The sequence below is a fragment of the Psychromonas sp. CD1 genome (assembly GCF_002239585.1).
Taxonomy (GTDB): Bacteria; Pseudomonadota; Gammaproteobacteria; order Enterobacterales; family Psychromonadaceae; genus Psychromonas.
In genome coordinates this window covers 467,745-494,072 of record NZ_NDFH01000003.1, presented here as the reverse complement: position 1 = coordinate 494,072, position 26,328 = coordinate 467,745, and the positions used below count along the sequence as shown (strand labels likewise).

The 26,328-nt window shown below is 37.1% G+C and carries 19 protein-coding genes, 1 other RNA gene and 2 pseudogenes; 2 read left to right on the top strand and 20 right to left on the bottom strand.

The window, feature by feature from the left end; genetic code table 11:
• Positions 1–46 precede the first annotated feature (46 nt).
• The 6 genes from thiP to bioB form a co-directional block, all read right to left on the bottom strand.
• Positions 47–1,645: a thiamine/thiamine pyrophosphate ABC transporter permease gene (gene thiP, locus B8W84_RS03690; RefSeq protein WP_094751964.1), complete on the bottom strand. Its 1,599-nt coding sequence runs from the start codon at positions 1,643–1,645 to the stop codon at positions 47–49.
• Positions 1,646–2,647, bottom strand: coding sequence for a thiamine ABC transporter substrate binding subunit (gene thiB / locus B8W84_RS03685; protein WP_094751963.1), 1,002 nt, complete (start codon positions 2,645–2,647; stop codon positions 1,646–1,648).
• Between the two features lie 114 nt (positions 2,648–2,761).
• Positions 2,762–3,433, bottom strand: coding sequence for a dethiobiotin synthase (gene bioD, locus B8W84_RS03680; RefSeq protein ID WP_094751962.1), 672 nt, complete (start codon positions 3,431–3,433; stop codon positions 2,762–2,764).
• On the bottom strand, positions 3,430–4,209 hold the full coding sequence (gene bioC / locus B8W84_RS03675) for a malonyl-ACP O-methyltransferase BioC (RefSeq protein ID WP_094751961.1): 780 nt from the start codon (positions 4,207–4,209) through the stop codon (positions 3,430–3,432). The genes bioD and bioC overlap by 4 nt, the downstream gene beginning before the upstream one ends.
• Positions 4,196–5,386, bottom strand: a complete 1,191-nt coding sequence (bioF, locus tag B8W84_RS03670; RefSeq protein WP_257797901.1) for an 8-amino-7-oxononanoate synthase — start codon at positions 5,384–5,386, stop codon at positions 4,196–4,198. Before bioF ends, bioC begins: the two co-directional genes overlap by 14 nt.
• Complete coding sequence (bioB, locus tag B8W84_RS03665; RefSeq protein ID WP_094751960.1) at positions 5,364–6,419, bottom strand: biotin synthase BioB; 1,056 nt, start codon at positions 6,417–6,419, stop codon at positions 5,364–5,366. Before bioB ends, bioF begins: the two co-directional genes overlap by 23 nt.
• A 97-nt stretch (positions 6,420–6,516) precedes the next feature.
• On the opposite strand from bioB, the gene bioA reads away from it, so the two are divergent.
• Entirely contained in the window at positions 6,517–7,800 is a 1,284-nt protein-coding gene (bioA, locus tag B8W84_RS03660) for an adenosylmethionine--8-amino-7-oxononanoate transaminase (protein ID WP_094751959.1), read from the top strand.
• A gap of 179 nt (positions 7,801–7,979) precedes the next feature.
• A complete protein-coding gene (gene asnS / locus B8W84_RS03655) occupies positions 7,980–9,380 on the top strand; it encodes an asparagine--tRNA ligase (protein WP_094751958.1) in 1,401 nt (466 codons plus the stop codon).
• Positions 9,381–9,436: 56 nt separating this feature from the next.
• Here the strand turns inward: asnS and purF are convergent, their stop codons facing one another.
• From purF to B8W84_RS03585, 14 genes and pseudogenes are all read right to left on the bottom strand, one after another.
• Complete coding sequence (gene purF / locus B8W84_RS03650) at positions 9,437–10,951, bottom strand: amidophosphoribosyltransferase (protein WP_094751957.1); 1,515 nt, start codon at positions 10,949–10,951, stop codon at positions 9,437–9,439.
• 261 nt (positions 10,952–11,212) lie between these two features.
• The gene (locus B8W84_RS03645; protein ID WP_094751956.1) at positions 11,213–11,461 is read right to left on the bottom strand and encodes a hypothetical protein; all 249 of its coding nucleotides are present in this window, start codon (positions 11,459–11,461) and stop codon (positions 11,213–11,215) included.
• A gap of 3 nt (positions 11,462–11,464) precedes the next feature.
• Positions 11,465–12,727: a bifunctional tetrahydrofolate synthase/dihydrofolate synthase gene (gene folC / locus B8W84_RS03640; RefSeq protein WP_094751955.1), complete on the bottom strand. Its 1,263-nt coding sequence runs from the start codon at positions 12,725–12,727 to the stop codon at positions 11,465–11,467.
• A 2-nt stretch (positions 12,728–12,729) separates the two neighbouring features.
• A complete protein-coding gene (gene truA / locus B8W84_RS03635; RefSeq protein ID WP_094751954.1) occupies positions 12,730–13,515 on the bottom strand; it encodes a tRNA pseudouridine(38-40) synthase TruA in 786 nt (261 codons plus the stop codon).
• 548 nt (positions 13,516–14,063) lie between these two features.
• Positions 14,064–14,231: pseudogene (locus tag B8W84_RS03630) on the bottom strand (PLP-dependent transferase); the annotation flags it as partial.
• Positions 14,227–14,868 (bottom strand): annotated as a pseudogene (locus tag B8W84_RS03625) (dicarboxylate/amino acid:cation symporter); the annotation flags it as partial. The pseudogenes B8W84_RS03630 and B8W84_RS03625, both read right to left, overlap by 5 nt.
• Before the next feature lie 908 nt (positions 14,869–15,776).
• Entirely contained in the window at positions 15,777–18,428 is a 2,652-nt protein-coding gene (gene topA / locus B8W84_RS03620) for a type I DNA topoisomerase (RefSeq protein ID WP_094751953.1), read from the bottom strand.
• Positions 18,429–18,636: 208 nt separating this feature from the next.
• Positions 18,637–19,686 (bottom strand): protease SohB, encoded by a 1,050-nt coding sequence (sohB, locus tag B8W84_RS03615; protein ID WP_094751952.1) that lies wholly within the window; start codon positions 19,684–19,686, stop codon positions 18,637–18,639.
• Positions 19,687–19,810: 124 nt separating this feature from the next.
• Positions 19,811–20,776 (bottom strand): LpxL/LpxP family acyltransferase, encoded by a 966-nt coding sequence (locus tag B8W84_RS03610; RefSeq protein WP_094751951.1) that lies wholly within the window; start codon positions 20,774–20,776, stop codon positions 19,811–19,813.
• 60 nt (positions 20,777–20,836) lie between these two features.
• Positions 20,837–20,932: signal recognition particle sRNA small type (gene ffs, locus B8W84_RS03605), an RNA gene on the bottom strand.
• A 126-nt stretch (positions 20,933–21,058) separates the two neighbouring features.
• The gene (locus B8W84_RS03600; protein ID WP_219349761.1) at positions 21,059–21,844 is read right to left on the bottom strand and encodes a sulfite exporter TauE/SafE family protein; all 786 of its coding nucleotides are present in this window, start codon (positions 21,842–21,844) and stop codon (positions 21,059–21,061) included.
• On the bottom strand, positions 21,844–23,196 hold the full coding sequence (gene pssA / locus B8W84_RS03595) for a CDP-diacylglycerol--serine O-phosphatidyltransferase (protein WP_094751950.1): 1,353 nt from the start codon (positions 23,194–23,196) through the stop codon (positions 21,844–21,846). The genes B8W84_RS03600 and pssA overlap by 1 nt, the downstream gene beginning before the upstream one ends.
• A gap of 69 nt (positions 23,197–23,265) precedes the next feature.
• A complete protein-coding gene (locus B8W84_RS03590) occupies positions 23,266–24,456 on the bottom strand; it encodes an amino acid aminotransferase (RefSeq protein ID WP_094751949.1) in 1,191 nt (396 codons plus the stop codon).
• Between the two features lie 83 nt (positions 24,457–24,539).
• A complete protein-coding gene (locus tag B8W84_RS03585; RefSeq protein WP_094751948.1) occupies positions 24,540–26,078 on the bottom strand; it encodes a fumarate hydratase in 1,539 nt (512 codons plus the stop codon).
• Positions 26,079–26,328: the final 250 nt, after the last annotated feature.

Genomic DNA, 26,328 nt, shown 5'->3' with positions numbered 1-26,328 from the left:
TCCTTATAGAGAAAAACCGATTTATGATTTTATTTGAAGACAAATATTAATCATGTTGCACTCTTTTAATATGGAATATTTTTTCTGTCAGTATAAATATTCCGACACTCAATAATAATAAAATTAAAGCGACTACGGCTGCAGACTGCATTTGATAACTACCCATTAATTGAAAAAGATATAAAGGCAATGTACTAAAGTCTCGATTCCCAAATAAAGCAATGGCACTTAAATCACCAATTGAAAGTGCAAAACTAAGGCTAAAAGCCTGAACGATGGGCACTTTTAACGCTTTCCACTCAATAAGATAAAAACGCGAAAATGAAAATATACCTAAGCTGATACAAAGTTTCTCATACTTTTGAGCATTATGTAACATGGGTTGAGCTAAATTCTTTAGTGCAAAAGGCAAAGCCATTAATGCATTAACCGCAATAACAATAAAGAGAGGAAGCATCAAAAAATGATTAAATTCACGTAGAAACAAAAATAATCCGGTACTAATAACTAAACTAGGAGTAACCAATATAATCGTTGCCAAAAGCTCAATTTTATCTGCATAAGAGTGCTTATTACCCATGCGCCAGACTCGGCTACAAAGTAAGATAAAAAAGGCCATTAGCAATGCAAAAAAACCAGAAAAAATAGCAATGATCATTGAGTTTTTAAATGCCATCCAAAAATTAATATCACTTAAGACAAATAATATTTTTTCATTTAACCCATAAATAACAACGATTATCAAAGGAGGCACCACAAAGAGGACAACCAAGGAAATACATAAAAAATCCCAACATTTATCCCTAAATCGGTCGTCAAATAAATAAACTTTTATCGGAATATAAGATGCATTTAATAAAACGCTACGTGTTGTTTTTTGTAGAAAAAAAGCCAGCAGTGCACAAAGTGACATTTGCCATAAAGCTAATAACGCCCCTGTTTGCAAATCAAAATCAAACTTTATAGCTTGATAGATAGCCAGTTCAATCGTCGTTGCTTTGGGCCCTCCACCAAGAGCCATAACCGTTGCAAAACTGGTAAAGCAAAGCATAAAAATCAGCCCTGAAACGTGTGCTAATTGCGTCCGTATATGTGGCCACTCTAACCCTTTAAATTTAATCCAATGCGTCATACCTAAGTGTGCGGCTAGTTGATGTTGCTGCTTTGGAATAGATTGCAACGCTTGCAAAAAAAGGCGGGTCGCAAAAGGCAAGTTAAAAAAAACATGCGCTAATAAGACACCTTTTAAGCCATATATAGAAAAAGGTAAAACAGAGTGAAATTGCAAATATAATTTCGCCAGTAAACCGCTGTTACCATAAATCCCTAATAAACCAAAAATAACCACCAGCACCGGTAACACTAAAGTACTTGCAAAAAGTTTTAATAATAGAGATTTACCCCAAAATTCACGCCGATATAAAGCGTGACTAAGAGGAATTGCTAAAAGTACGCTTAATAACGTTGACAAAAAAGCCTGATAAAAACTAAAAACAGTAATATGTCGATAATAAGGATCTGACCAAAGTGGACCGATTTTTAAAGAGGGAGAATGAAAGAGTAAGGTGATCACCGCTCCCGCCACAAAAATGCTAATAAACCCAGTCAATAATAAACCGGGTATTTGTATTTTTTTTAGCAACATCTACTCAATTAACGCATTTAACCATTCTCTCGTCCACGCTTTGCGCTGTAAAAATACCGTTTCACTTTTTATAGAGAACACTTTTTTGGGAAGTGTTAATTGTTTAAATTGTTCCGGTAAGGCAACATCAGTTACGGGATACATCCAATTACCCGTTGCGATTTTACTTTGAAATGCGTCGCTAAGCATAAAAGTCATAAATTTTCTGGCCAATTTTTTATGTTGGCTACTTTTAACGATCGCAGCGACTTCCGTTTGCATATAATGCCCTTCACTAAAATCAGCCGCAACATATTGGTTTTTGCCTTCCATCATAATATGGTACGCAGGCGAGGAGGTATAAGAAAGCACCATATCTGCTTCTCCATTTAGAAACATGTTATAACTTTCGGTCCAACCTTTAGTTACCGTAATGGTTTTTTTATCTAGCTTTTTCCAAGCCTCGCTCACTGATGTGCCATATATCGATTTCATCCAGAGCAACAAACCTAAACCTGGAGTCGAAGTCCGTGGATCTTGATATATTATTTTTAAATCGTCTTTACGCTCCACCAGCTCTTTTAAACTTTTAGGGGGATTTTTTAATTTGTTTTTATTATAAACAAAAGCGAAATAACCTTTATCATAAGGAACAAAAGTAAGATCTTCCCACGTTGTTGGCATGTTAAGAAAACTTAAATCCATATTATGTTTAACTAATAAACCTGTTTTTTCGGCATCGGCCATCAAACTATCATCAAGACCTAAAATAATATCGGCAACACTATTTTTATCTTCTAAACGTAAACGATTTAAAACAGAAATACCATCTTCCAAACTAACAAATTCAAGATCGCAATGACAATTCGCTTCAAAAGCTTTTTCTATTGCCGGGCCAGGTCCCCAGTCAGAAGTAAATGAATTATAAGTATAAACGGTCAGTTTTTCTAACGTTGCGTTATTGGCCCATGTAGGAGATATGAACAATAATGATAAGGCGAATAAAATAATGTTTTTTTGCACTGAATTAATCCTATAATTTCATTTAAGTTTTTATTATGCTTGTAAAATAAACCTTTAGCGATAAGGAGCCATTCGGTTTACGCTTCTATTTTTTATCATACTTCCAGCACCCATTTAAAACTCAAAATTGACATACTGTCCCAAATCCGCTGTGACTATATGTTTAATATAAGGAATTTCAGCAATAAGGGGCGCATTGATTTGCCGTTTAATAAAATCTAAATTTTGCTGATAAAAAGGCATCTGAGTTAATTGCACTTGATTAGCAATCCAACCAACAACCTGTAAACCATCGCCAAGTATACTCTCATAGGTCAAGATCGCATGATTTAAACATCCTAATTTCATCGCCACCACTAAAATAACCGGCAATTTTTCATGTTGTACCCATTGAGAAAGGTATTGCGTCGTATTTATAGGTAAACGCCACCCACCAGCACCTTCAATGATAATAATTTCTGCTTGTTGCTGTATTCTTGTAAAGGCATCTTCCAAAGCCGGTAATTGGATTAATTTATTTTCTAAATGAGCCGCTATATGCGGGGCTATCGGTTGATACAAGGTAATGGGATTAATATATTCATAGGCTAATTTTACACTACTCGATGCTTGTAGAAGTAACGCATCCTTATTACGTAACCCCTCACTCGTTATCTCAGAACCCGCGGCAATTGGTTTGTAACCCAATGTCGTTAGTTTTTGTTTCGTTGCGGCCATAAGTAACGCTCGGCTACAAAGCGTTTTCCCAACGTCCGTGTCTGTTCCTGTTATAAAAAAAGCTTTCATTTTTTCGTTAGCTCCATGTAACACACTTGATAAGTTAAGGGCAATTCCCCATGAGTATTTGTAAAGGGCTGATAGCCCCTTTGTAGTGTTTTGATTAAAGATTTAGCACCTAAGGTACATCCCCGAGAAGCATGTACATGATTGGCTCCAATTCCTTTTAATGATCGCATCACTTGCAACACGTTGCTATAGGTTAAAATTCGCGTTTCAACACGTATTTTAACTATTGTTAAATCGGCTAATTTTAACTGTTTGCGAAGTAAATCCAAGCCGATAAAATTATTGGTATGAGGATAATTATCAACGTGCTTCCAAGCTTGTTTAAGCTCATCGAGTGAACCGTCTAATAACGTAGAAATATAAGCTGTTCCTCCCTTTTTTAAGCAAACTTGTATTTGTTTTAAACACCCCTGTAAATCAGCGCTCCACTGCACCACTAAATTACTATAAATCAAATCAAATGTTGCTTTACAAAAAGGCAATGCATCTATATCTCCTTGTATATAAATGACTTTTGGCAGTACTCTTTTTTTTGTTTCATGAAGCATCTTCGCACTAAGATCAAAACAACTAATATTACTTTTGGTAAATTTTTTCCGTAATTTTGCACTAAAGAACCCCGTTCCACAGCCCATATCTAAAATATAAGGTGCTGCCGTCAATGTGATATCAGAAAAAAGTTTATCTCCAATTGAGCATTGTAATTGTGCAAAATCATCATATTGCGCAGCTGCCTTAGAAAAAGAAGCCTCAACCGCTTGTTTATTTATCATCATGTAATACCAAACAAATAGATTTAATCAATGCCTTAATATCTTCGAGTTCATGCCGAGTGGTTAATGTTATACGTAATCGAGACTGCCCTACCGGCACTGTCGGTGGACGAATAGCCGTCACCCAAAAACCTTCTTCTTTGAGTTTTGTCGCCATTTGTATGCTTTTCTCCGTAGAGCCTATTATTAATGGCTGGATAGCGGTCATAGATGGCGCCAGTAAAATTCCATTTTGAGAGGCTAAATATTTAAATTTGGTTATCAAATGCTGTAATTTATCACGTCGCCAGTTATCTTGAGCCACCATTTCACTGGCTATCATAATGGTATAGGCCATCGCGGGAGGAAGCCCTGTTGTATATATATAAGGCTTACTAAAATTAGTAAGGTGATCTATGAAATCTTGCGAGCCTGCAACAAAGGCCCCCCCGACACCTAGGGCTTTGCCAAAGGTCGCCATATAAATATGCATTGCATTATTTTTAAGACCCGCTTGTACGACACTCCCTTGGCCTTGTTGACCAAGCACCCCTAAACCATGTGCGTCATCTATCATTAACCAAGCATTAAAAAGCTTAGCTTGCGTATGTAATTTTTTAATTGGCGCACTATCGCCATCCATACTAAACACTCCCTCACTGATAATGAGAGTATCACTCTTAATTGAACGCTTAAGTAATTGATTTAAATGTTGCATATCATTATGTTTAAAACGTAACATTTTACAGGGACTAAGCACCCCCGCTTCTATTAATGAGGCGTGATTAAGTTTATCTTGTACTAAGAGTGCATTTTTATCGAGTAGAAGTTTAATAATGGCTTGATTGGCCGAGTAACCGGAATTAAATAAAGCCAGAGCAGGAACTCCCAACCATTCTTTTAATTGTGCGGTTAAATCAGCATGCGCTTGTTGGTAGCCAGTCACTAAATATGAGCCTCCACTACCTACACCAAAAAGTTGTGCTCCTTTTTGCCAAGCTTTAATTAAATGAGGATCCGATGCAAGGCCCAAATAATCATTACTCGAGAAATTAAGATAATGTTTACCGGCGACTTTTATATATCTACCTTGCGCTGTTTCACTAATTTGAGATTGACGATATAATCCATTTTCTTTACGTTGCATTAAATCGTGCTGTATAAATTCAAAGGCCATTTTATACTGTCGCTGTCGCATCATAAAACAATTCATCTTTTTCACGGTAACGAATGATGCTTGCGTCTATCTTTTGTTCTTTTTCAAAAGGTGAAAAATGTACTTTCTCTTTATTAATACCTAACTTTTTAAACAAAGACATATCTGAATTTTCATCGGGGTTCGCCGTCGTTAGCAATTTGCAACCATAAAATATAGAGTTTGCGCCAGCCATAAAACAAAGTGCTTGGCTTTGCTCTGACATATCTGCACGACCTGCAGATAAACGTACATACGATTTAGGCATCATAATACGTGCAATGGCAATTGTTTTAATAAAAATAAAATCATCTAAATCAGGTACATTTGCAAGAGGCGTACCCGTTACTTTTACCAATTTATTAATCGGCACACTCTCCGGGTGAATATCCATATTTGCAAGTTGCACGAGAAGCCCTGCGCGATCAATACTTTTTTCACCTAAGCCGACAATCCCTCCACTACATACTTTCATCCCTGCTTGACGAACGTTATCCAAAGTATCTAAACGGTCTTGGTAACTACGAGTCGTAATTATTTTTTTATAATACTCAGGTGAAGTATCTAAATTATGATTGTAATAATCAAGACCTGCATCGGCAAGTTCTAAGGCTTGCTTTTTATTAAGCATGCCTAGAGTCATACATGACTCTAGACCCAACGCTTTAACTTCTTGGATCATTTGTACCAAATAAGGCATATCTCGAGCTTTTGGATTTTTCCAAGCCGCCCCCATACAAAATCGCGTGGAGCCCTGTTTTTTTGCATCTTGAGCCGCCACACGCACTTTTTCAACTTGCATCAAAGACTCTTTTTCAATACCCGTTGTATAGCGAGCACTTTGAGGGCAATATTTACAATCTTCAGGGCAAGCACCTGTTTTTATAGATAACAAAGTACTTACTTGTATTTCATTATTAGGAAAATTAGCTCGGTGTACCATTTGTGCTTCAAATAAAAGATCCATAAAAGGTAATTCAAAAAGCATATTTACTTCCGAGACCTTCCAATCGTGACGCATTGACCTTGTATTACTCATATTTACCTTCATGCCTATAAATTTATTAGGTTAGTTTAAGGTTCACAGATACACTGTCAACCTATTAATAGACTTTAACTTTACAAGTGGTTATATAATGAACAATAAAGCGTTAGATCTCGCCTTTGACAAAGAACATCTATGGCACCCATATACTTCAATGCAAAGTCCTTTGCCCTGCTATGGAGTACTTAGCGCCTCAAAATGTATGATCCAACTTGAAAATAACCAACAGCTTATCGACGGTATGTCTTCTTGGTGGGCATCTTTATTTGGTTATAATGTCCGCGAACTAAATGACGCGGCTAAAAAACAAATAGATAAAATGGCGCATATCATGTTTGGCGGGTTAACACATTCACCAGCTATTGAACTTGGTAAAAAACTAATACAAATTACCGCAAAACCACTTAATAAAGTTTTTTTCTGTGATTCAGGGAGTGTTAGCGTTGAAGTCGCCCTTAAAATGGCATTACAATATTGGCATGCACGAGGCACACCACGCTCTCAGTTTTTAAGTTTGCGTAATGCTTACCATGGAGATACCTTTGGGGCGATGAGTGTGACGGATCCTAATAGTGCAATGCATGAGTTATATCATCATTTTTTAAGTGAACAACTTTTTGCTCCCCAACCTAACATTGCATTTGGTGAAACATGGGATAGTCGCGATCTCTTCGCTATTACACAAATGGTCATCAAGCATAAGGATAATTTGGCAGCAATCATTGTAGAGCCCATTGTTCAAGGCGCTGGTGGAATGTTTTTTTACCATCCTGAATATTTAAAAGGGTTACGACTTTTATGTGATAAATATAATATATTATTGATTACCGATGAAATTGCTACTGGTTTTGGCCGTACAGGAAAAATGTTTGCTTGTGAACATGCACAAATAAGCCCTGACATTTTATGTCTAGGAAAGGCGTTAACGGGTGGATATATGAGCCTTGCTGCCACACTTTGTACCGATAATATTGCAAAGACTATCAGCCAAGGTAAAGCAGGAGTCTTTATGCATGGGCCTACCTTCATGGCTAACCCACTTGCTTGTGCAATCGCCAATGCAAATATTGATAAATTACTCAGTGGCTCATGGCTTGATAAAGTCGCAAAAATAAGCCTTCAATTAAACACTTATCTTAAGCCTTGTACAACATTAGATAATGTTGAAGCGGTACGCGTATTAGGTGCCATTGGCGTGGTTCAATTAAAACAGAACATTGATGTGGCAAAAGTACAAAAACTTTTTGTTGAGCAAGGGGTTTGGATCCGCCCCTTTGGTAAACTTATTTATATTATGCCTCCATATATTATCACTCAAGGACAATTAAAAAAATTATGTGATGCTATCTTTTATGTTATAAACAAATTATTGTAGTGTTTTAAAACAGCATTAAAGTTAAATAAGCCCACATCAGCCTTACTGGGTTAAAAATCAGTAAAAAATGCAAGTTCCTGAAAGCATAAGCTTGTATCTCACGCGCGCCAAGGTAATATATACTTCTAATAATTTCTTATAAAAAACAGTACAAGTTGTGCTTATGGAGCCTCATTCTCATGTCAAAAACAGCAATTGTTGATATTTTCAACGGAAAATTGCCTATCGGTAGTCAAGTTACCGTAAAAGGTTGGATCCGTACTCGTCGCGATTCCAAAGCCGGGATCTCTTTTTTAGCTATATATGATGGCTCTTGTTTTGATCCTATTCAGGCAGTAGTTGCAACAACACTTAAAAACTATAGTTCTGATGTGTTAAGTCTAACGGCAGGTTGTAGTGTTGAAGTCACTGGCGAATTAGTAGAAAGCCCGGGTAAAGGACAAAATTTCGAAATTCAAGCGACACAAGTTGTAGTTGTCGGCTTTGTACAAGATCCCGATACTTATCCAATGTCGGCAAAACGTCATAGTATTGAATATATGCGTGAACATGCACACCTACGACCACGTACCAATATGTTCGGTGCGGTCACACGGGTACGTAACTGTTTGTCTCATGCGATTCATAACTTCTTTTATGAACGTGGTTTTAACTGGATCAGCACACCCATTATTACCGGAAGCGACTGTGAAGGCGCTGGAGAAATGTTTCGAGTAAGTACCCTAGATCTAGAAAACTTGCCTAAAACCGCAGAGGGTAAAGTTGATTACAAACAAGATTTCTTTGGTAAAGAAACCTTTATGACAGTCTCCGGCCAATTAAATGCTGAAACCTATGCGTGTGCATTAACGAATGTATATACTTTTGGTCCAACATTTCGAGCAGAAAATTCTCATACAACGCGCCACCTAGCTGAATTTTGGATGGTGGAGCCTGAAATTGCGTTTGCTGATCTTAATGATGTTGCTCAGCTTGCTGAAGATTTACTTAAATACATTTTTAAAGCCGTCTTAAACGAACGGGCGGATGATATGGCCTTTTTCGCACAACGAGTTGATAAAGAAGCTATCACACGACTCGAAAGTATGATCCAATCAAAATTTGTACGCATGGATTACAGTGAAGCCATTACGATTTTAGAAAATTGCGGTCAAGATTTTGAGTACCCAGTAAAATGGGGAATTGATTTACAATCCGAACATGAACGTTATTTAGCTGAAAAACATGTCGGTGCGCCAATTATTCTACAAAACTATCCAAAAGATATTAAAGCTTTCTATATGAAATTGAATGCCGATGGTAAAACAGTGGCTGCTATGGATGTTATTGCACCTGGAATCGGTGAGATAATAGGAGGAAGTCAACGTGAGGAGAATCTAGAAGCGTTGGATAAACGTCTTGCTGAAATGAACCTTAATAAAGATGATTATAGTTGGTATCGCGACTTACGTAAGTACGGTAGCGTTCCTCATGCCGGATTCGGTTTAGGTTTTGAACGTTTAGTGTCTTATGTTACAGGTGTACAAAACATTCGTGATGTTATTGCATTCCCTCGTTCGCCAGGCAGTGCAGATTTTTAGTCCTAAAACAAAAAAACCACGTTATTTACGTGGTTTTTTACTAACAAATAATGTAACTAAGCTCCATTATACATTTCTAAGCAAGTAGTCTCTTCTTTATTTTCACTGCCATTATCGAGTTGCTCTTTGCGTAATATCACTAATCTATCAAAATAAGCTTGATCAATATCTTCGGTAATATAATACCCATCAAAAACTGAACATTCAAAACCATCAACGTTTGGATTTTGTTTTTTTACAGCGTCTTTTAAATCCTTTAGATCTTGATAAATCAATTTATCTGAACCAATACAATCACTAATTTGTTCAACTGTACGATTATAAGCAATTAAGTCATTAACATCTGGCATATCGATACCATAAACATTAGGGTAACAAATCTGAGGCGCGGCAGAGGCAAAATAAACCTTTTTAGCACCAGCTTCACGTACCATTTCAACAATTTGCTCCGAGGTTGTACCTCGCACAATAGAATCGTCCACTAATAACACCGACTTACCTTTAAACTCAGCAGTAATTGCATTTAATTTACGACGTACTGATTTACGACGCTGAGTTTGTCCCGGCATAATAAAAGTACGCCCAATATAGCGATTTTTTACAAAACCTTGTCGGTATGGTAAATCTAGCTCATTAGCGATTTGATGCGCAATTTCATTCGACGTCTCAGGAATAGGAATAACAACATCAATTTCAATATCTTGCCATTCACGTTTTATTTTAGCTCCGAGTTTCCGACCCATTTCAAGGCGCGCTTCATACACTGAAATACCGTTTAATTTAGAATCAGGACGAGCTAAATACACATATTCAAAGATACAAGGATGTAGAGTACTTTGTGGGGCACACTTTTTACTAAATAATTGACGATCTTCTGTAATATAAATGGCTTCTCCAGGCTCAACATCTCTAATCACTTCAAAACCAATAGTGTCTAATCCGACACTTTCAGACGCAACGATATATTCAATATCGCCTTCTTCTGTTTTACGAGAGCCTAATACTAAAGGACGGATCCCATGTGGGTCGCGAAAAGCAATCATGCCATGACCAATCATTAAAGATACAACGGCATAGGCGCCTCTTACTTTTTTATGCAGCTCACTGACCGCACTGAATATTTTTTCAGGACTAAGACTGTCATCGGGAAAGTTATCTAATTCAGCAGCGAAAATATTCAATAAAATCTCAGAATCTGAGGTAGTATTAAGATGACGGCGAGAAAGACGTAAAGTCTCACGTAATTCACACGCATTGGTTAAATTACCGTTGTGTGCTAAACATAATCCCCAAGGAGAGTTAACATAAAAAGGTTGAGCTTCTGCAGCACTCGCACAACCCGCAGTCGGATAACGTACATGCCCAATGCCAATATTACCTTGTAAGCGTCGCATATGTTTCGAGCCGAAAACATCTTTGACTAAGCCATTTGCCTTACGTTGTTTAAAATTATTGCCCGAAACAGTGACGATTCCCGCTGCATCTTGGCCCCTATGTTGTAATACCGTTAATGCATCATATATACTCTGATTAACTGGAGTAGAGCCGACAATACCAACAATTCCACACATAAATACACGCCTTTCTTTAGATAGTTAATGAATTTTTTCCGGTATTATTGCGCTCAAATTTCCGCGCCATAATATTAATATATGTTTCAATTCTACTTCTGTTCAAATTGGTTGATAATACTTATATATTGAGATGCGCCCTGCATGCATCATTCTTTAACGAATTACTTCTCCTATTTCCAGTAATTCATTGGTCTATCTTGCCCGTGATAAAACCCCTTGAAAAATTCAATTATCATCACTCTGGAATTAATATAAAGTCTAAGGTTGCGCTATTTGTTCTATTTTCCATTGACCATTATTATTCTGCGCAGCCGTCTCTTCTGGCCTATTTGTATTTAACGTAGTTTGCTCTTGGCGATGCATTTTAAGTTGAGGTTTAATTGGAGTTGATACAAATTCATCCTCATAGGTTATTTTTTCACCATCTATAATCGAAGGTAAAAATATAACAACCAAAGCAACCAAAATCGTGACCCCAACGAGTCTGTTTTTAAACTGAGATGCCACAAATTATCCTTGCATATAAGTTAAAAAATCGGAAACAGTATAAAAAGATCCGAAAATAATAATAATATCAGTATTACGTGCTCTTTTTAACACGCTTTGATAGGCCAGTTCAATATTTTCATAACAATTTACATTCGCATATTGTCGTTGGCTTTGTTTACACTTATTTAATAAGGTCTTCGCTGATGCACCTCGAGGGCAAGATAATGATATTAAGTTCAGTTCATAGAGTTGCACATTAAGTGCATCAAAGGTCCCAATAATATCTTTATCTTCAAGCATACCAATGATAGCAAAAATACGACATTCCGTTGATTTATTATTAGCGATGCGTTGTAATTGTGTACTTAAATACAAAGAGGATTGAGGATTATGCGCAACATCTAAATACGTTTCTATCTTTGAGTCCCGCGCTACGCGTTGTAATCGGCCCGCAAGATGTGCTTTTGCTATCGCTTTACGTAAAACATTTTCATTAATATTAATATCTAATGCTTCTATTACGGCCAATGCCGTACTTGCATTTTGTATAGGCATTAATGTTTTCTCTAAATCTATCAGTGTTGACTTACCTGACCACTGCCAACTATTTTGTGTTTCTAAGTACGAGAAGTCCTTACCTGCATAGCGAATTTTTGTACCTGTTTTTTTTGCATGCGCACGTAAAGATTGTGGAGGCTCTAACTCTCCACAAATCGCTATCTTATTCGCTCTGAAAACACCGGCTTTTTCAAAACCTATCTTTTCACGACTATCTCCAAGTAAATCGATATGATCAAGCGCAATGGTAGTGATAACGCTAATATCGGATTGCACCATATTAGTCGCATCTAAACGGCCACCTAGACCAACTTCAAGAAGAATAAAATCACAGTGCGCATTTTTAAGTAAAATCAAACACGCTAATGTAATGTATTCAAAATAACTTAATGAAATTAAACCTCGATACGCCTCAACCTGCTCAAAAGCAAGACAATGCGCTTGTGCACTTAACTCGTTCTGTGTAATACGTAAACGCTCCGTATAAGATAAAATATGTGGCGAACTATAAACGCCAACCTTGTAACCCGCTTGGATTAATATCTCTTCTAAAAAAGCGCAGGTAGTGCCTTTACCATTCGTTCCCGCAACGGTAATGATTTGCGCATCAAAGTTTATCACGCCGAGGCGTTTGCCCACTTGTGTAATACGATCAAGGCCTAATTCTATTTCACAAGGATGTAATTCCGTAATATATTTAAGCCACTGCGTTAAGTTTTTTTGCATACTTACATCTCTAAAAATAAAGGGCCTAATGCAGGACGAGGCAATTCATATTGAGCGGGATATTCCACTTCAACAAAATATAAACCTCCAGGTTTTGCCGTAGCGGCTGCGCGAGCACGATTTTTATACTCTAATAACGTCATTAGCCACTCAATATTTTGATTGCCACGACCTATTTCAATTAAACTACCCGCAATGTTGCGCACCATATGATGTAAAAAAGCATTTGCTTTAATATCAATAATAATAAAATCATCACGTCGTGTTACTTTTAAATATTGAATCGTTCTAATTGGATTATTTGCTTGGCAATGTAAGGCTCTAAATGATGTGAAATCATGTTTACCTACAAGAAATTGCCCTGCTTGATGCATTCTATCTGCGTCCAGCGCATAATGATAATGGCTCAATCCAGTATTGAGTATACCCGGGCGGAATGCATTATTGTAAATAATATAGCGATAGCGACGCGCTGTCGCACTAAAACGCGCATGAAAGTTTTCATCCACTAATTTACACCAACGCACGCTAATATCTTTTGGCAAGTTGGCATTCACGCCCAATGTCCACGCCACATTTTGGCGAATAGCATGCGTATCAAAATGTATTACTTGTCCCGTGCCATGTACACCCGCATCAGTGCGACCTGCACAATGCAATTTTACAGGATGATTTGCCACAAGAGAAAGTGCTTTTTCAAGCTCTTCTTGTACTGAAATAACATCTTTTTGGCGCTGCCAACCATAATATGCAGTCCCATCATATTCAATACCAAGTGCTATACGCATTACTACAATCCTAAAATTCTCAATTATACCGAGGATAATATCAGATAAAAAGAGAGCAATGAAATATTTTTAGAGAACAATAAATTAAAAACAGCTTTATACCTATGTAAAATAATCAAACCTTTACTTTATTTATCAATCAACTAGTTGCATTAAATCGCCCATCATAGATAAAGGTTGAAATACATGCTAAGCCACTAAAAATGATTCTTCCTCCGCATTATCTAAACCCGCACAGAGATGACTCATGAAAGCCGTTGTTTTATACGTTTCGAGATAGAGCAACCGATCCGTCCTTTGCAAATATCAAAATATTACATTATCAGCGACGTGACCTTTGTGTTTACACTTTATTGTTACTTGATATGCTTGACGTTGTATCACGGTAAACTTTAACTACGGCACCGCCACGGTCCATACGAAAATGAGCCTAAATAATCGCAATTTCATTTAGGCAAACATTGTAAAAAGCATATTTAGAGCTTCCTCACTGAGGATTTTTCAAAAACGTTCAGTCAATCATAAAAACTCTAGATGAGAACTGAATATTAAAGCGCAATACGCTCAAAACCAGCAATAAGGTCGTCAATTAAATCATCAGCATCTTCTAAGCCAATGTGTAAACGTATTAACGTACCAGAAAAATCTATACCGCCAGCTGGGCGAATTGCATCAATTTCTTCAGGTTGGTTTGCCAGAACTAAGGACTCATATCCCTCTAGCAAAAGTTACTAACAATTCAGGATCTTGACTTGCCATTGTTGATGCGAAATATGAGCCTAGGCCAATAGGGGCAGCTATCATGATAATAGAAACAACTTTCATGATAACTTCGTTTAGGTTGCTAAGAAGTTCGGTGATTTTTTTACCACTTTCACCTGACTGACCAATCGCAATTCCAGTAATAATGGACATAACAATAAGAGCTAAAATATTAGATTTAGATAACAAACCAACAAAATCATTGGTTGTTAGCATGTTGGCAAAATCCATGGTCCCCGCTTCGGTTGTAAAGTCTTGGGCTAATGCTAATGTCACGCCTTGTGCAGGATCAAAGATTGATGCTAAACCTATGATGCCAACTGCAGGAATTATTGCCATAATAATTGAAACAGTCATGATTATGCCTAATATTTTTCCTAATTTATTTAGGTCCGTCATACTGGCTATCGAGGACATAACACTCACACTTACTAACGGTACAATGATCATGAAGAGAAGATTTAAAAATATCTTCCCTATCGGTTTTAATTTAAGGGCTAAATCAGGAAAATTAATCCCTATCACCCCTCCTATAACCAAAGCGGATAACAATATTATTGATGATTTATAAGGTTCTAACTTCTTCCACATTTCAATACTCCAATTGGTTTGATGATAACGGAGCCGTTAAACAAAGTGTAATAACTAATGTTCAATTGCTTATTTCATTACTTTAAATAGCGATATCGATTCTGTTCTGAAATTGGGGTTCCCTTCAAAAAATTTTCTTTTAAGATAAACAGTTCTGGCGTACCAAATGTTTTAACAAAAAAACCAAAGGAGCTTAATCGTGATAACACGATTAGATTTAACGTGTTTCTAGCCCACTCTATAAAGCGATGACTGATCTTTTTATTTTATAATTAAGAATGCTAGCGTTAAATATCTCAATAACATATTTAACGTACAGTCATCAATATTTAAGCGAGCATGTATTCAGATTTATTTTTTAGACATTTAAAGTTGATGAACGTAATTTTTCGCAGATGAACCTATCTATCTTACTGGTGCGTAATTGTAACTATTGACTTTGATAGATCACTCAATCATGTACTACGATCCCACAATGAGAGCCATAGACGCACTATATGTTTTTATAAGCAGAGTAAATTTTATTTCTATTAATTGGATAAATTATAACGATCTGAGAGTTCGATAAATGTGACCTATAAAATAGTTTTAACATAATAATGACTTTTTGTTGTGTTAAATTCAACATTATCATTTAAAGGTGACATTTATATAGCTTCTAGTGTCATTTTTATACCTGTTAATTATAAAAAAATCAGGTGCTTATTAAATGGGAACTTATCATCTATCTGAGGCTTAATGATGCGCTGAAAAATGGATGCTTATGTTATTGATGCTTCGAGAAATCATTAACAATTTCATTTGTTCGTCAAGTTTGTGCCAAAAGTAGGATGGTAGATTGAATATAGAGGAGTAAAAGTATAAAGAGTCATTGTTTATTACCCTTTATACTTTTTGTTTTTTTAGACTTATTTTTTTTTCTTTAACGTGCGTTTTTTCGTTTGTTCTTCAATCCACTGGTCTTTTATATATTTAGCGGTCCAGCCCGTTGCTTTTTTATCAATTTCAGTCATCACATATTGCTCTTTATTTTTGCGACTGTAACGAATAACAGCAAGGTTACCCTCAGGATCCTTTTGTGGCGCATCCGCCAAATAATAAAACTTAGGGGAAATCCGCTCTCTAAAGCGCGCCAGTTCAACGACTTTAGGTGCGCGTGTTTCACGAGAGCGAGGGAATGTATTTGCAGCCAAGAAAATTCCCGACGCACCATCGCGTAAAATAAAGTAAGCATCGCTTTGTTCACAACCTAACTCTTTTAAGTGCACAGGATCTTCTTTCGGGGGTGCGACTTCGCCACTACGTAAAATTTTACGCGTATTTTTACACTCTTCGTTAGTACATCCCATGTACTTGCCAAAACGACCATCTTTAAGCTGCATATCATGGCCACACTTATCACATTCAACTAAAGGTCCATCATAACCTTTAATTTTAAACTCTCCCATTTCGACTTCATGGCCGTCACATAAGGGATTATTACCGCAAACATGTAATTTGCGTTGTTCATCAATAAGGTAACTATCCATTGCCATATTACATTTAGGACAGCGTTTTTTGGCCATTAATGCAACCGTTTCCGCATCTTCAGAGAGTATTAGATCTTCGACATCGTCACCATCAACTAAATTAATGGTTGTCTTACAACGTTCTTTAGGAGGTAATGTATAACCCGAACACCCTAAGAAAACACCCGTTGAAGCGGTGCGAATACCCATAGGACGATCGCAGGTAGGGCAATGTACTTCCGGTATCTCAACGGGCTCATTAAGACGCATCCCACCTTCTTCTTCAGGTAGAGTTGCCTTATCAAGTAAAGAGGTTAAATCTTTGTAAAAACGATCTAACTCTTTTTTCCAGTTCATTTTACCTTCCGCAATGGCATCTAAATTCGCTTCCATTTGCGCAGTAAAATCATAACTCATTAACTCAACAAAATTTTCACTTAATCGGTCACTGACAATTTCGCCCATTTTCACGGCATAAAAACGACGTTTATCGACTTTTACATAGCCTCTGTCTTGTATGGTAGAAATGATACTTGCATACGTAGATGGACGTCCAATGCCTTTTTTCTCTAATTCTTTCACTAATGCAGCTTCCGTAAAGCGCGCTGCAGGCTTAGTAAAATGTTGTTTAGGATCAAGTTCAATTAGATTTAAAATAGCGCCTAATTGTATATCTGGCAAATGCACATCATCCACTTTACTTTTTGCAACAGGTTGCGCTTTTGTCCAGCCTGCAAAGCGTAAAGTACGACCTTTAGCGCGTAGCTGATAATTACCCGCTTCAACCACTAATGTCGAGGCATCATATAACGCGGGAAGCATTTGACAGGCGAGAAACTGACGCCAAATAAGCTCATATAAACGCATGGCATCACGATCAACACCATTTAATAATGCTGCGAGTTGCATTACATCTGAAGGCCTAATCGCTTCATGCGCCTCTTGAGCGCCAGATTTACTAGCAAATACGACTGCCTTCTCAGGCAAATACTCTTCACCAAATTCAGTTGCTATGTATTCACGGGCAGAGATAACCGCTTCTTTGCTAAGATTTGTAGAATCCGTACGCATATAGGTAATATACCCACCTTCATACAAACGCTGGGCTAGCATCATTGTTTTCTTAACACCAAAACTTAACCGTGTACTGGCAGCTTGTTGGAGTGTAGAAGTAATAAAAGGAGCGCTGGCTTTACTTTTAGTCGGTTTATCTTCACGTGATAACAACCTGTATTGTGCATCTTTTAATACATCATAAGCTTGCATCGTTTGTATGTGAGTTGTCGGTTTAAAGGTTTTCCCATCTTCTTTAAAAACTTCTAAGCGTAACTCGGTTTTATCTGCAGTTTGAGTTTGTGCGTGAAGATCCCAATATTCCTCGGGTTCAAATGCTTTGATTAAGCGTTCACGTTCAACCAATAAACGTACTGCAACAGACTGCACACGTCCAGCAGATAGACCTCGCGCGACTTTTTTCCACAGTAATGGCGACACCATAAAACCAACAAGTCTATCTAAAAATCGACGGGTTTGTTGTGCATTAACCCCATTTATATTTAATTCAGTCGGATGTTTAAATGCTTCTTGAATTGCACTTTCTGTGATTTCATTAAAAACGACACGCTGATATTTGCTAGGATCGCCACCTAAAATCTCACGTAAATGCCAAGCAATCGCTTCTCCTTCTCTATCCAAATCGGTTGCGAGATAGATAACGGGAGCATCTTTAGCAAGTTTTTGTAATTCACTAACTACTTTTTCTTTGCCGGGTAAAATCTCATAATGAGCTTTCCAATTGTTGTTAGGATCGATACCCATACGCGTAACCAACGCTTCTTGCGCCCGCTTCACTTTTTCTTTTTCTTTCTTTGCTGGTGTCATTCCCGCCAAAGATTTCTTTTTCTTAGCTTCAAGTTTCTTCGATGCACTACCACTCGTTGGCAGATCTCGAATATGTCCAACACTTGATTTTACAATAAAACCATTACCAAGATATTTATTGATGGTTTTTGCTTTTGCAGGTGATTCTACAATAACAAGAAATTTACTCATAATTCTTGTAACCCTAATGTTCATAATGGGAGGGGTTATACCACAAAGGGCATATAATTTTTTATTCTTCCGTGAATATAAACTTCAATTCTTTTTTATAATCCAAATCACCCTAAAATAGCAACTTTTATTTACGATAAAGGCTTTTTTTTATAAAAAAAGCTAAGTAAAGACTACTTAGCTCCTCTTCCGTCTAAAAAACAATCAATTACTTAATAAGATTTTTTATATTGAATTGCATTAATTTTAGCAAACTATTTTCGACCGCTAAACTCGCGGCATGGCCCAATCGTTCCGTTAACTTTTTATGCTTGCTGTACTTTATTTGTACAATATGACGTTTACCTAGTTGGCTGATAAGATAATCATCACTGACTTGAATCTTATCAATTAAGTTGCGCTCTATTGCTTGTAATCCATACCAATGTTCGCCCGTTGCTATTTTTTCAATATCTAAACTAGGACGATGTTGACTCACAAATTGTTTAAATAGCTCATGTGTTTCTTGTAACTCTTGCTTAAATTTTTCTCTACCTAAATCATCATTCTCACCAAACATCGTTAATGTGCGTTTATATTGGCCCGCCGTCAATTGTTCAAATTCAATATCATGTTTTTTTAATAATTTATTGAAATTGGGTATTTGTGCAATCACACCAATCGATCCCAGAATCGCAAAAGGGGCTGCTATTATTTTATCTGCAATACATGCCATCATATAACCGCCACTCGCAGCCACTTTATCAACAGCAATCGTTAAAGGTATCTGATTATCTTTTAAACGTTGTAACTGTGAAGCTGCAAGTCCATAACCATGCACCATACCGCCTCCACTTTCAAGGCGCATAAAAACTTCATCTTGCGCTGTCGCAACGCTTAAGATGGCACTAATTTCTTCACGTAAAGACACAACCTCTTTCGCATCAATACTGCCTTTAAAATCGATCACGTAGAGTTGTGCAACGGGAGCTTTAAAGTCGCCATTTTTCGCCATTTTTTTCATTGCAGACTTTTTACATTTGGCTGCTTTTTTTTGCGTTTTATGACGAGATTTTAACTCTGCATCCGATAATAACTGTTCCTCAAGACATTTTTTAGTGTCTTCAAGTTGCTCCGAGAGATCTATAATCTCTAGATCTCCTTTTTTACTTTTTTGCTTACTACTTAATGCAAACAACATACCCACAAGTGTCAAAATAGCTACGACAATTGTCACCGCTTTTGCTAAAAAAAGACCAAAATCCAAAAGAAATTCCACAATATCACCTAAATATTAAAAATAATAACGACTATCATGACAAAAACTACGCTTTCATAAGAGCACGGATGAATTTAAAGGCCTTGGTTAACCCAAAAGCCTTTTAATTCTCACAAATAAACAATTAGTTATAAATATCTATATCGTGTTCTGGACGTGTTTTGAATAATTTAAGAGACCACATATATTGGCTTCTATCTTCATCAATTAATCGTTCAATTGCTTTGCTCATGATTAACGTATCTTTTAATTCATCTCCCGATGCAAGCCCCTCTAAAGGCGCATGAAAGAAAACATCATATTTAGCGCTTTTCTCATTATATGACGTATAAAAGGGGATAACGACAGCTTTCCCTAATTTAGTTAACCGGCCCAATACTGGTAATGTTGCTTTTTTTGTGGCATAAAATGGCACAAAAAGACTTTTTTCTCGGCCATGATCTTCATCGGGTAAGTAATAAAAATGCGTTTTATTACGTAGGTCTTTGATGACTTGTTTAAAACCTTCACTGCGATGGTATAAACTACCCTGCCCGGTTATCGATATAAAACGCGTACGATAGCCGGTAACAAACCAATCAAAAATTGGATTGTTATAATCTTTAAACATGCTTGATAAGGAATAACCATTCGCATTGATGGCGCCAACACCCGAGAAATCAAGGCCATAGCAATGAGGGCCTAAAAAAATAATCGATTTCCCCGCTTTTTCTGCATCTTTAATATGTTGTTCACCCAGAATATTTACACGACTTAAAATATGCTGACGAGATCGAAAAGCAAGCTCACCTAAGGACAATGTTATCTGAGATAATGCGCGGATATTTTTTTGCATTAATGCATCCTTTTGTTGCTCCGTATAATCCGGAAAACAAAGGCCAATATTAATGAAAGCTATTTTCTTACGTTTATTTAAAAATTTTTTTGAATAAATTTTTGAGGCAATAAATCCAGCAAAACGATCTCGCAAACGCACAGGCCAATAGCTAAAAATAAAGAGTAAAAACAATAAAGACCAAGAGCCCCAATATTTAGGCAATAAATGTTTTGCTTTTAAAGAGGCATCAAAACTAGATTTAGACGTCGTCATTATTAGGCCTTTTGAAAATGCTAAGAATGAAGGTTAATGAAAGAGTAGTTTGGGTGGCAGGCTCCCCAGCGAACCCTCGGCACTTGATTTACTTACTCTGGCTGCTGCCTTCCGGCCCTGACCTGGTGAATAAGTTATCAATGCGAGGCACCAAGAAGCCTACCATTGTTTCTGCATCAATTCGCGTTAGCGACTTGATGTGATGCAGTATACTTATCAATATACAGAATACAACTTCTATTTTACATTTTCTTCGCAAGTGCTTAATTAAACAGCAAAACTTCAAAAAAACAGCAGAAAGGCAATAAGAACGAGTACCAGTGCAAAGAGTTTTTGCACTTTTTGAGGTGCAAGTTGATGTGCAAGACGCGCCCCTACTTTTGCGAAAAAAGTACTGGTTAATATAATACCTAAACCAGCAGGCCAATAAATATAACCGAAACTATATTCTGGTAATAAACTATTATTCATCCCCATAATGCAATACCCTAATGCACCCGCCAAAGCAATAGGAAAACCGGTAGCAGCTGAAGTAGCAATCGCATTTTTGATAGGCACTTCATAAAGGGCAAGAATAGGCACGACTAACGACCCCCCTGCAATGCCAAACAAACCGGAAACACAACCGATACCAAGGCCAAGAATAGTACAACCAGATGCTTTAGGTAAGTGCAGTTGCGCTTTAGGTCTCCATGAAAACCACATTTGTAGCGCCACACAAAGTGCATATAAGGAAAAAATACGCTGTAATAACTCCCCCGACATGAAATCTGCAAAATAAGCACCGAGTAAACCACCGATAAACATCCCACAACTTAACTTTAAAGCGAGATGCCAATTTATTGCTTGTTTTTTATGATGTACATAAATGGCACTTAACGATGTAAATACGATGCTGGCAAGTGAGGTGCCGACAGCTAAATGGGTTAATACCTGAACGGGGAAATGCAGGTAACTAAAGGTCATTATCAAAGCAGGTACAATAATAACCCCCCCGCCCAGACCAAATATTCCTGCAATCAAACCAGCAACTGAGCCTAACAACATATAACCTATCAAAAGCAACACTAGATGATACCTTGTACCAATTTATCAGCTTTTACACGGCGCATACGTACTAATAGCTTACGTACATGTTCAGGGTAGTCTTGCAGACCCTCAATATCCTCAACATCTTCAATACGTCGAGTATGGGCCATTATTTGTGCTAACTCTTGATCCATTAGTTTTTTTAACTGTTGTTTTGGATCATCAATAAGCAAGCCATTTTCAACGTCAAGACGCCACGCTCTTGGGTTTAAATTATGTCCTGTAAGCAGAATAAAACGCTGATCACAATATAATCCTTTCAAATGGAAACTATTATTGTCATGACGCCATAAATTAATCGATAATTGCTGTGTTTTTAAACGCGCTTGATGGCGCTTTGCAAAACGTTTTAAATTACACTCATAAAGATAAGGTAAGCCACCTATCGTAGAGAAAGGTTTATCTTCAGGAATATAAAAATCATTGGCCTTTTTATCACCGACTACGATGGTTAATTTAACGCCCCGCCCTAATAGGGCCGCTATATCCCGCGAAATAGCTCCTGGGAAATTAAAATAAGGGGTAAATAAAATCAACTCTTGTTCTGTACTTTGTAATAGCTTTCGAATACTTTGATTTAAACTATTATGGCGCACACCGAGACCACATAACGGCACAATAGATAACGTTTGTGTGAGTAATTCGCCTTGGTAATGAAAATAACTCCGCCGCAAATCACGTACGAGTTTCTTATGCGATTTTTTAAGTTCTGAAAAGGGTTTTATATGAGGCACATTAAGTAATGCCGTCGCAGGACTACTCAATATTTCTTTTTGTAAGAATGCAACCATGCTATTGGATAATGTCTTATTCTGGATAAGCCAATAACGATCATAACGATAGCGATCATTTTGATGAAGATAAATATCATTAAAACTCGCACCACTATATAAGATGAAATCATCGAATATAAACCCTTTCAAGTGTTGAACACCAAATAGTTCTTTCCGCTTGACGGGGATCCCTACTATTTTAATACCTAGATTATGTATTCGTTCTACTTCTTGATACCAAGATGCATTCGTTGATTTGACATTTTTTTCTCCAATCAAGCCACGTTGTGCTCGATGATAATCAATACAAACAACAATATCTAATGTTGGTATCCGCCGTTTCGCGTCATAGAGCGCCAATAATATTTCGGCACCAGCTGTATCGGCTTCAAGATATAAAGCCACTAGATAGATACGCGTTTGAGCCTTTGCTATTTGATTTAATAGCTCATGTTTAAATGCTTTAGTAGAAAATAAGCACTCGACTGATTGCACATCAAGTGGTATTTTTTTCAAGTTGTTTAAATAGGATAAACTTTGTTTAATACGACTACTCATATATCTCATTATGTTATTGATTAAAAAAAACAAGGCGACTATACGCCTTGTTTGTAGTTGTACTACATTCTACAGTACTTTAGCAAGTGCCTCACATAGAGGTTGCATATTATTTTTTGTCATTCCAGCAACTGAAATCCGGCCAGAGCCAACAATATAGACGCCTAGTTCATCCTTTAAACGTTTTACCTGTTCTTTTGATAAACCAGAAAAAGAAAACATTCCATTTTGACGAGAAATAAAACTATAATCTTTTTTAATACCTTTTTCTTTTAAGGTCATCACAAATAACTCGCGCATTTCTTTAATGCGCTCACGCATTTCTGCTACTTCCATCTCCCATTGTTGATAAAGTTTCTCATCTTCTAAAACTGTCGTCACAATGGCTCCGCCATGAGCAGGTGGGTTTGAATAATTACACCGAATTCCCGCTTTTATTTGACTAAAAGAAGCATCTGCGATTGTTTTATCTTCGGCAACTAATGTTAGACCACCAACCCGCTCATTATATAACCCGAAATTTTTAGAGAATGAATTCGCGACCAATAATTCTTTATTATATTTAGTAAAGATGCGCAAGCCTTGTGCATCTTCCTGAATCCCTTTAGCAAACCCTTGATATGCAAAGTCAAAGAAAGGAATCGCACCTAAATCGGCTATTAATTTCGCTAAAATTTCCCATTGCTCAAGAGTCGGATCGATTCCTGTAGGATTATGACAACAAGCATGAAAAAGAACAAGATCACCCGCATCCACTTTTTGTAATGATGCTATCATGCCATCAAAGTTAAGCTCTTTCTTTTCTTCATTATAATAATCATATGGCATAACTTGTAAGCCAGCCGTTTTAAAAACATTACCATGGTTAGCCCATGTTGGATTACTAACCCAAATACGTTTAATTCCTAACTTTTTAAATGCAAAGTCGGCCCCTGTACGAAGGGCTGCCGTGCCACCTGGCACTTGTGCAGTACGCGCTCGACCTGATGTGATAATTTCAGAATCTTTACCGAATAATAATTTTTGCACAGCAGCACCATAAGCGGCAAGGCCTTCAATGCTTAAGTAACTTTTTGTCGTTTCATTGGCTAATAAACGCTTTTCAGCTTCTTTTACGCTTTTTAAAATAGGCGTTAAACCCTCTTCATTTTTATAGATACCAACGCCTAGATTAATTTTATTGGCACGTTTGTCTTTTTTAAACGCATCCGTTAAACCTAAAATAGGATCTGCAGGTGCCATACTTACTTGCTCAAACATAATAATTCCTTATTCCACTGCAACAGATAAGATTTAAATCTGTTATATCATCACCGTTTAGGTGTGTAATAAAAAATGTCATTTTATGACATTTTTTGACTTAATTCGGCTATTTTAGCTTTCCAAATAGCCGGTCCAAATGCATGCACATTGTTTCCGTCGCTATCAACCGCAACTGTAACCGGCATATCTTCGATTTCAAATTCATAAATAGCTTCCATACCTAAATCAGCAAAAGCGACCACACGAGCTTTTTTAATAGCTTTAGCCACTAAAAATGCAGCGCCACCGACAGCCATTAAATAAACTGATTTGTTTTTTTCAATCGAGTCTACCGTCTTTTGACCACGCTCTGATTTTCCAATCATGCCTAACAGCCCCATTTCTTCAAGCATGAAATCCGTATATTTATCCATGCGCGTTGCGGTTGTAGGGCCTGCAGGTCCCACAACTTCATCTCCCACGGCATCAACAGGACCGACGTAATAAATAAATCGACCATTAAAATCAACACCTTCAGGTAAACCTTCACCGGACTCCATTAATTCTTGAAGACGTTTATGAGCTGCATCTCTACCCGTTAAAATTTTTCCTGAGAGTAATAATGTATCACCACTTTTCCACTTTCCAATGTCAGATTTTTGTAAATTATTAACATTAACGCGTAAAACATTATCTCCTGCTTCCCGTGTTACAGACGGCCAATCACTTAATTTAGGGGGATCAAATTGAGCCTCTCCTTGTCCATCTAATATAAAATGAGTGTGCCTTGTCGCCGCACAATTTGGAATCATCACCACTGGTTTAGAAGCAGCATGTGTTGGACAACTTTTGATTTTAACATCTAATACGGTAGTCAGCCCACCTAATCCTTGCGCTCCAATACCTAAATTATTCACCCTTGAGTAAATATCTAAACGTAATTTTTCATCCGTTGTTAATATTACATCTTTTTGTTTTTGTTTTTCTTGTAATGCATAAATATCTACTGGCTCCATTAACGACTCTTTGGCCATAATTGCCGCTTTTTCTACCGTTCCCCCTATGCCAATACCTAACATGCCTGGGGGACACCAACCAGCCCCCATACTCGGTACTGTTTTTTCAACCCACTCTGCAATATCATCAGAAGGGTTTAACATTACCATTTTCGCTTTATTTTCTGAACCGCCCCCTTTAGCTGCAATCATTATTTCAACATATTCACCCTGCACCATTTCTATATGCACAACTGAAGGTGTATTATCTTTAGTGTTTATACGTGCTCCGGCAGGATCGCTAACAATTGAGGCTCGAAGAGGGTTGCTCGGATCTAAATACGCTTTTCGTACTCCGGCATCCACTAATTCCTGCACCGTTAAATCACCCTCAAAAGAAGCTTGCATGCCAATTTTAACAAACACAGTAACAATACCGGTGTCTTGGCAAAGAGGACGCTTTCCTTCTGCAGACATACGTGAATTAATTAATATTTGGGCAATTGCATCTTTGGCTGCAGGATTTTTCTCTTTGATGTAAGCGCTATTCATCGCATCAATAAAATCAAGGGGATGATAGTAAGAAATAAACTGTAATGCGTTGGCAATACTATTTACAAAATCTTGCTCTTTAATGAGTGCCATAAAAACTCCAGTTTTTTTATGTTAAATATAAATAAGGGTTAAAAAACATAATGCAATCATTAAGTAGCAATTTTATCTGATTGCAATGGTTATAAAAATTTATATTGATTTGTCTCCTCTGTCGCCTAATACAGGCACCCATAATTAAGATTTAAAAAAATCTCATATGTAGCTGATATCTACTACAGAGAATGTTAATCTTGTAATAGTAAGTATCACTCATTTATTGCAAAAGCGAGCCTAAAGTCAG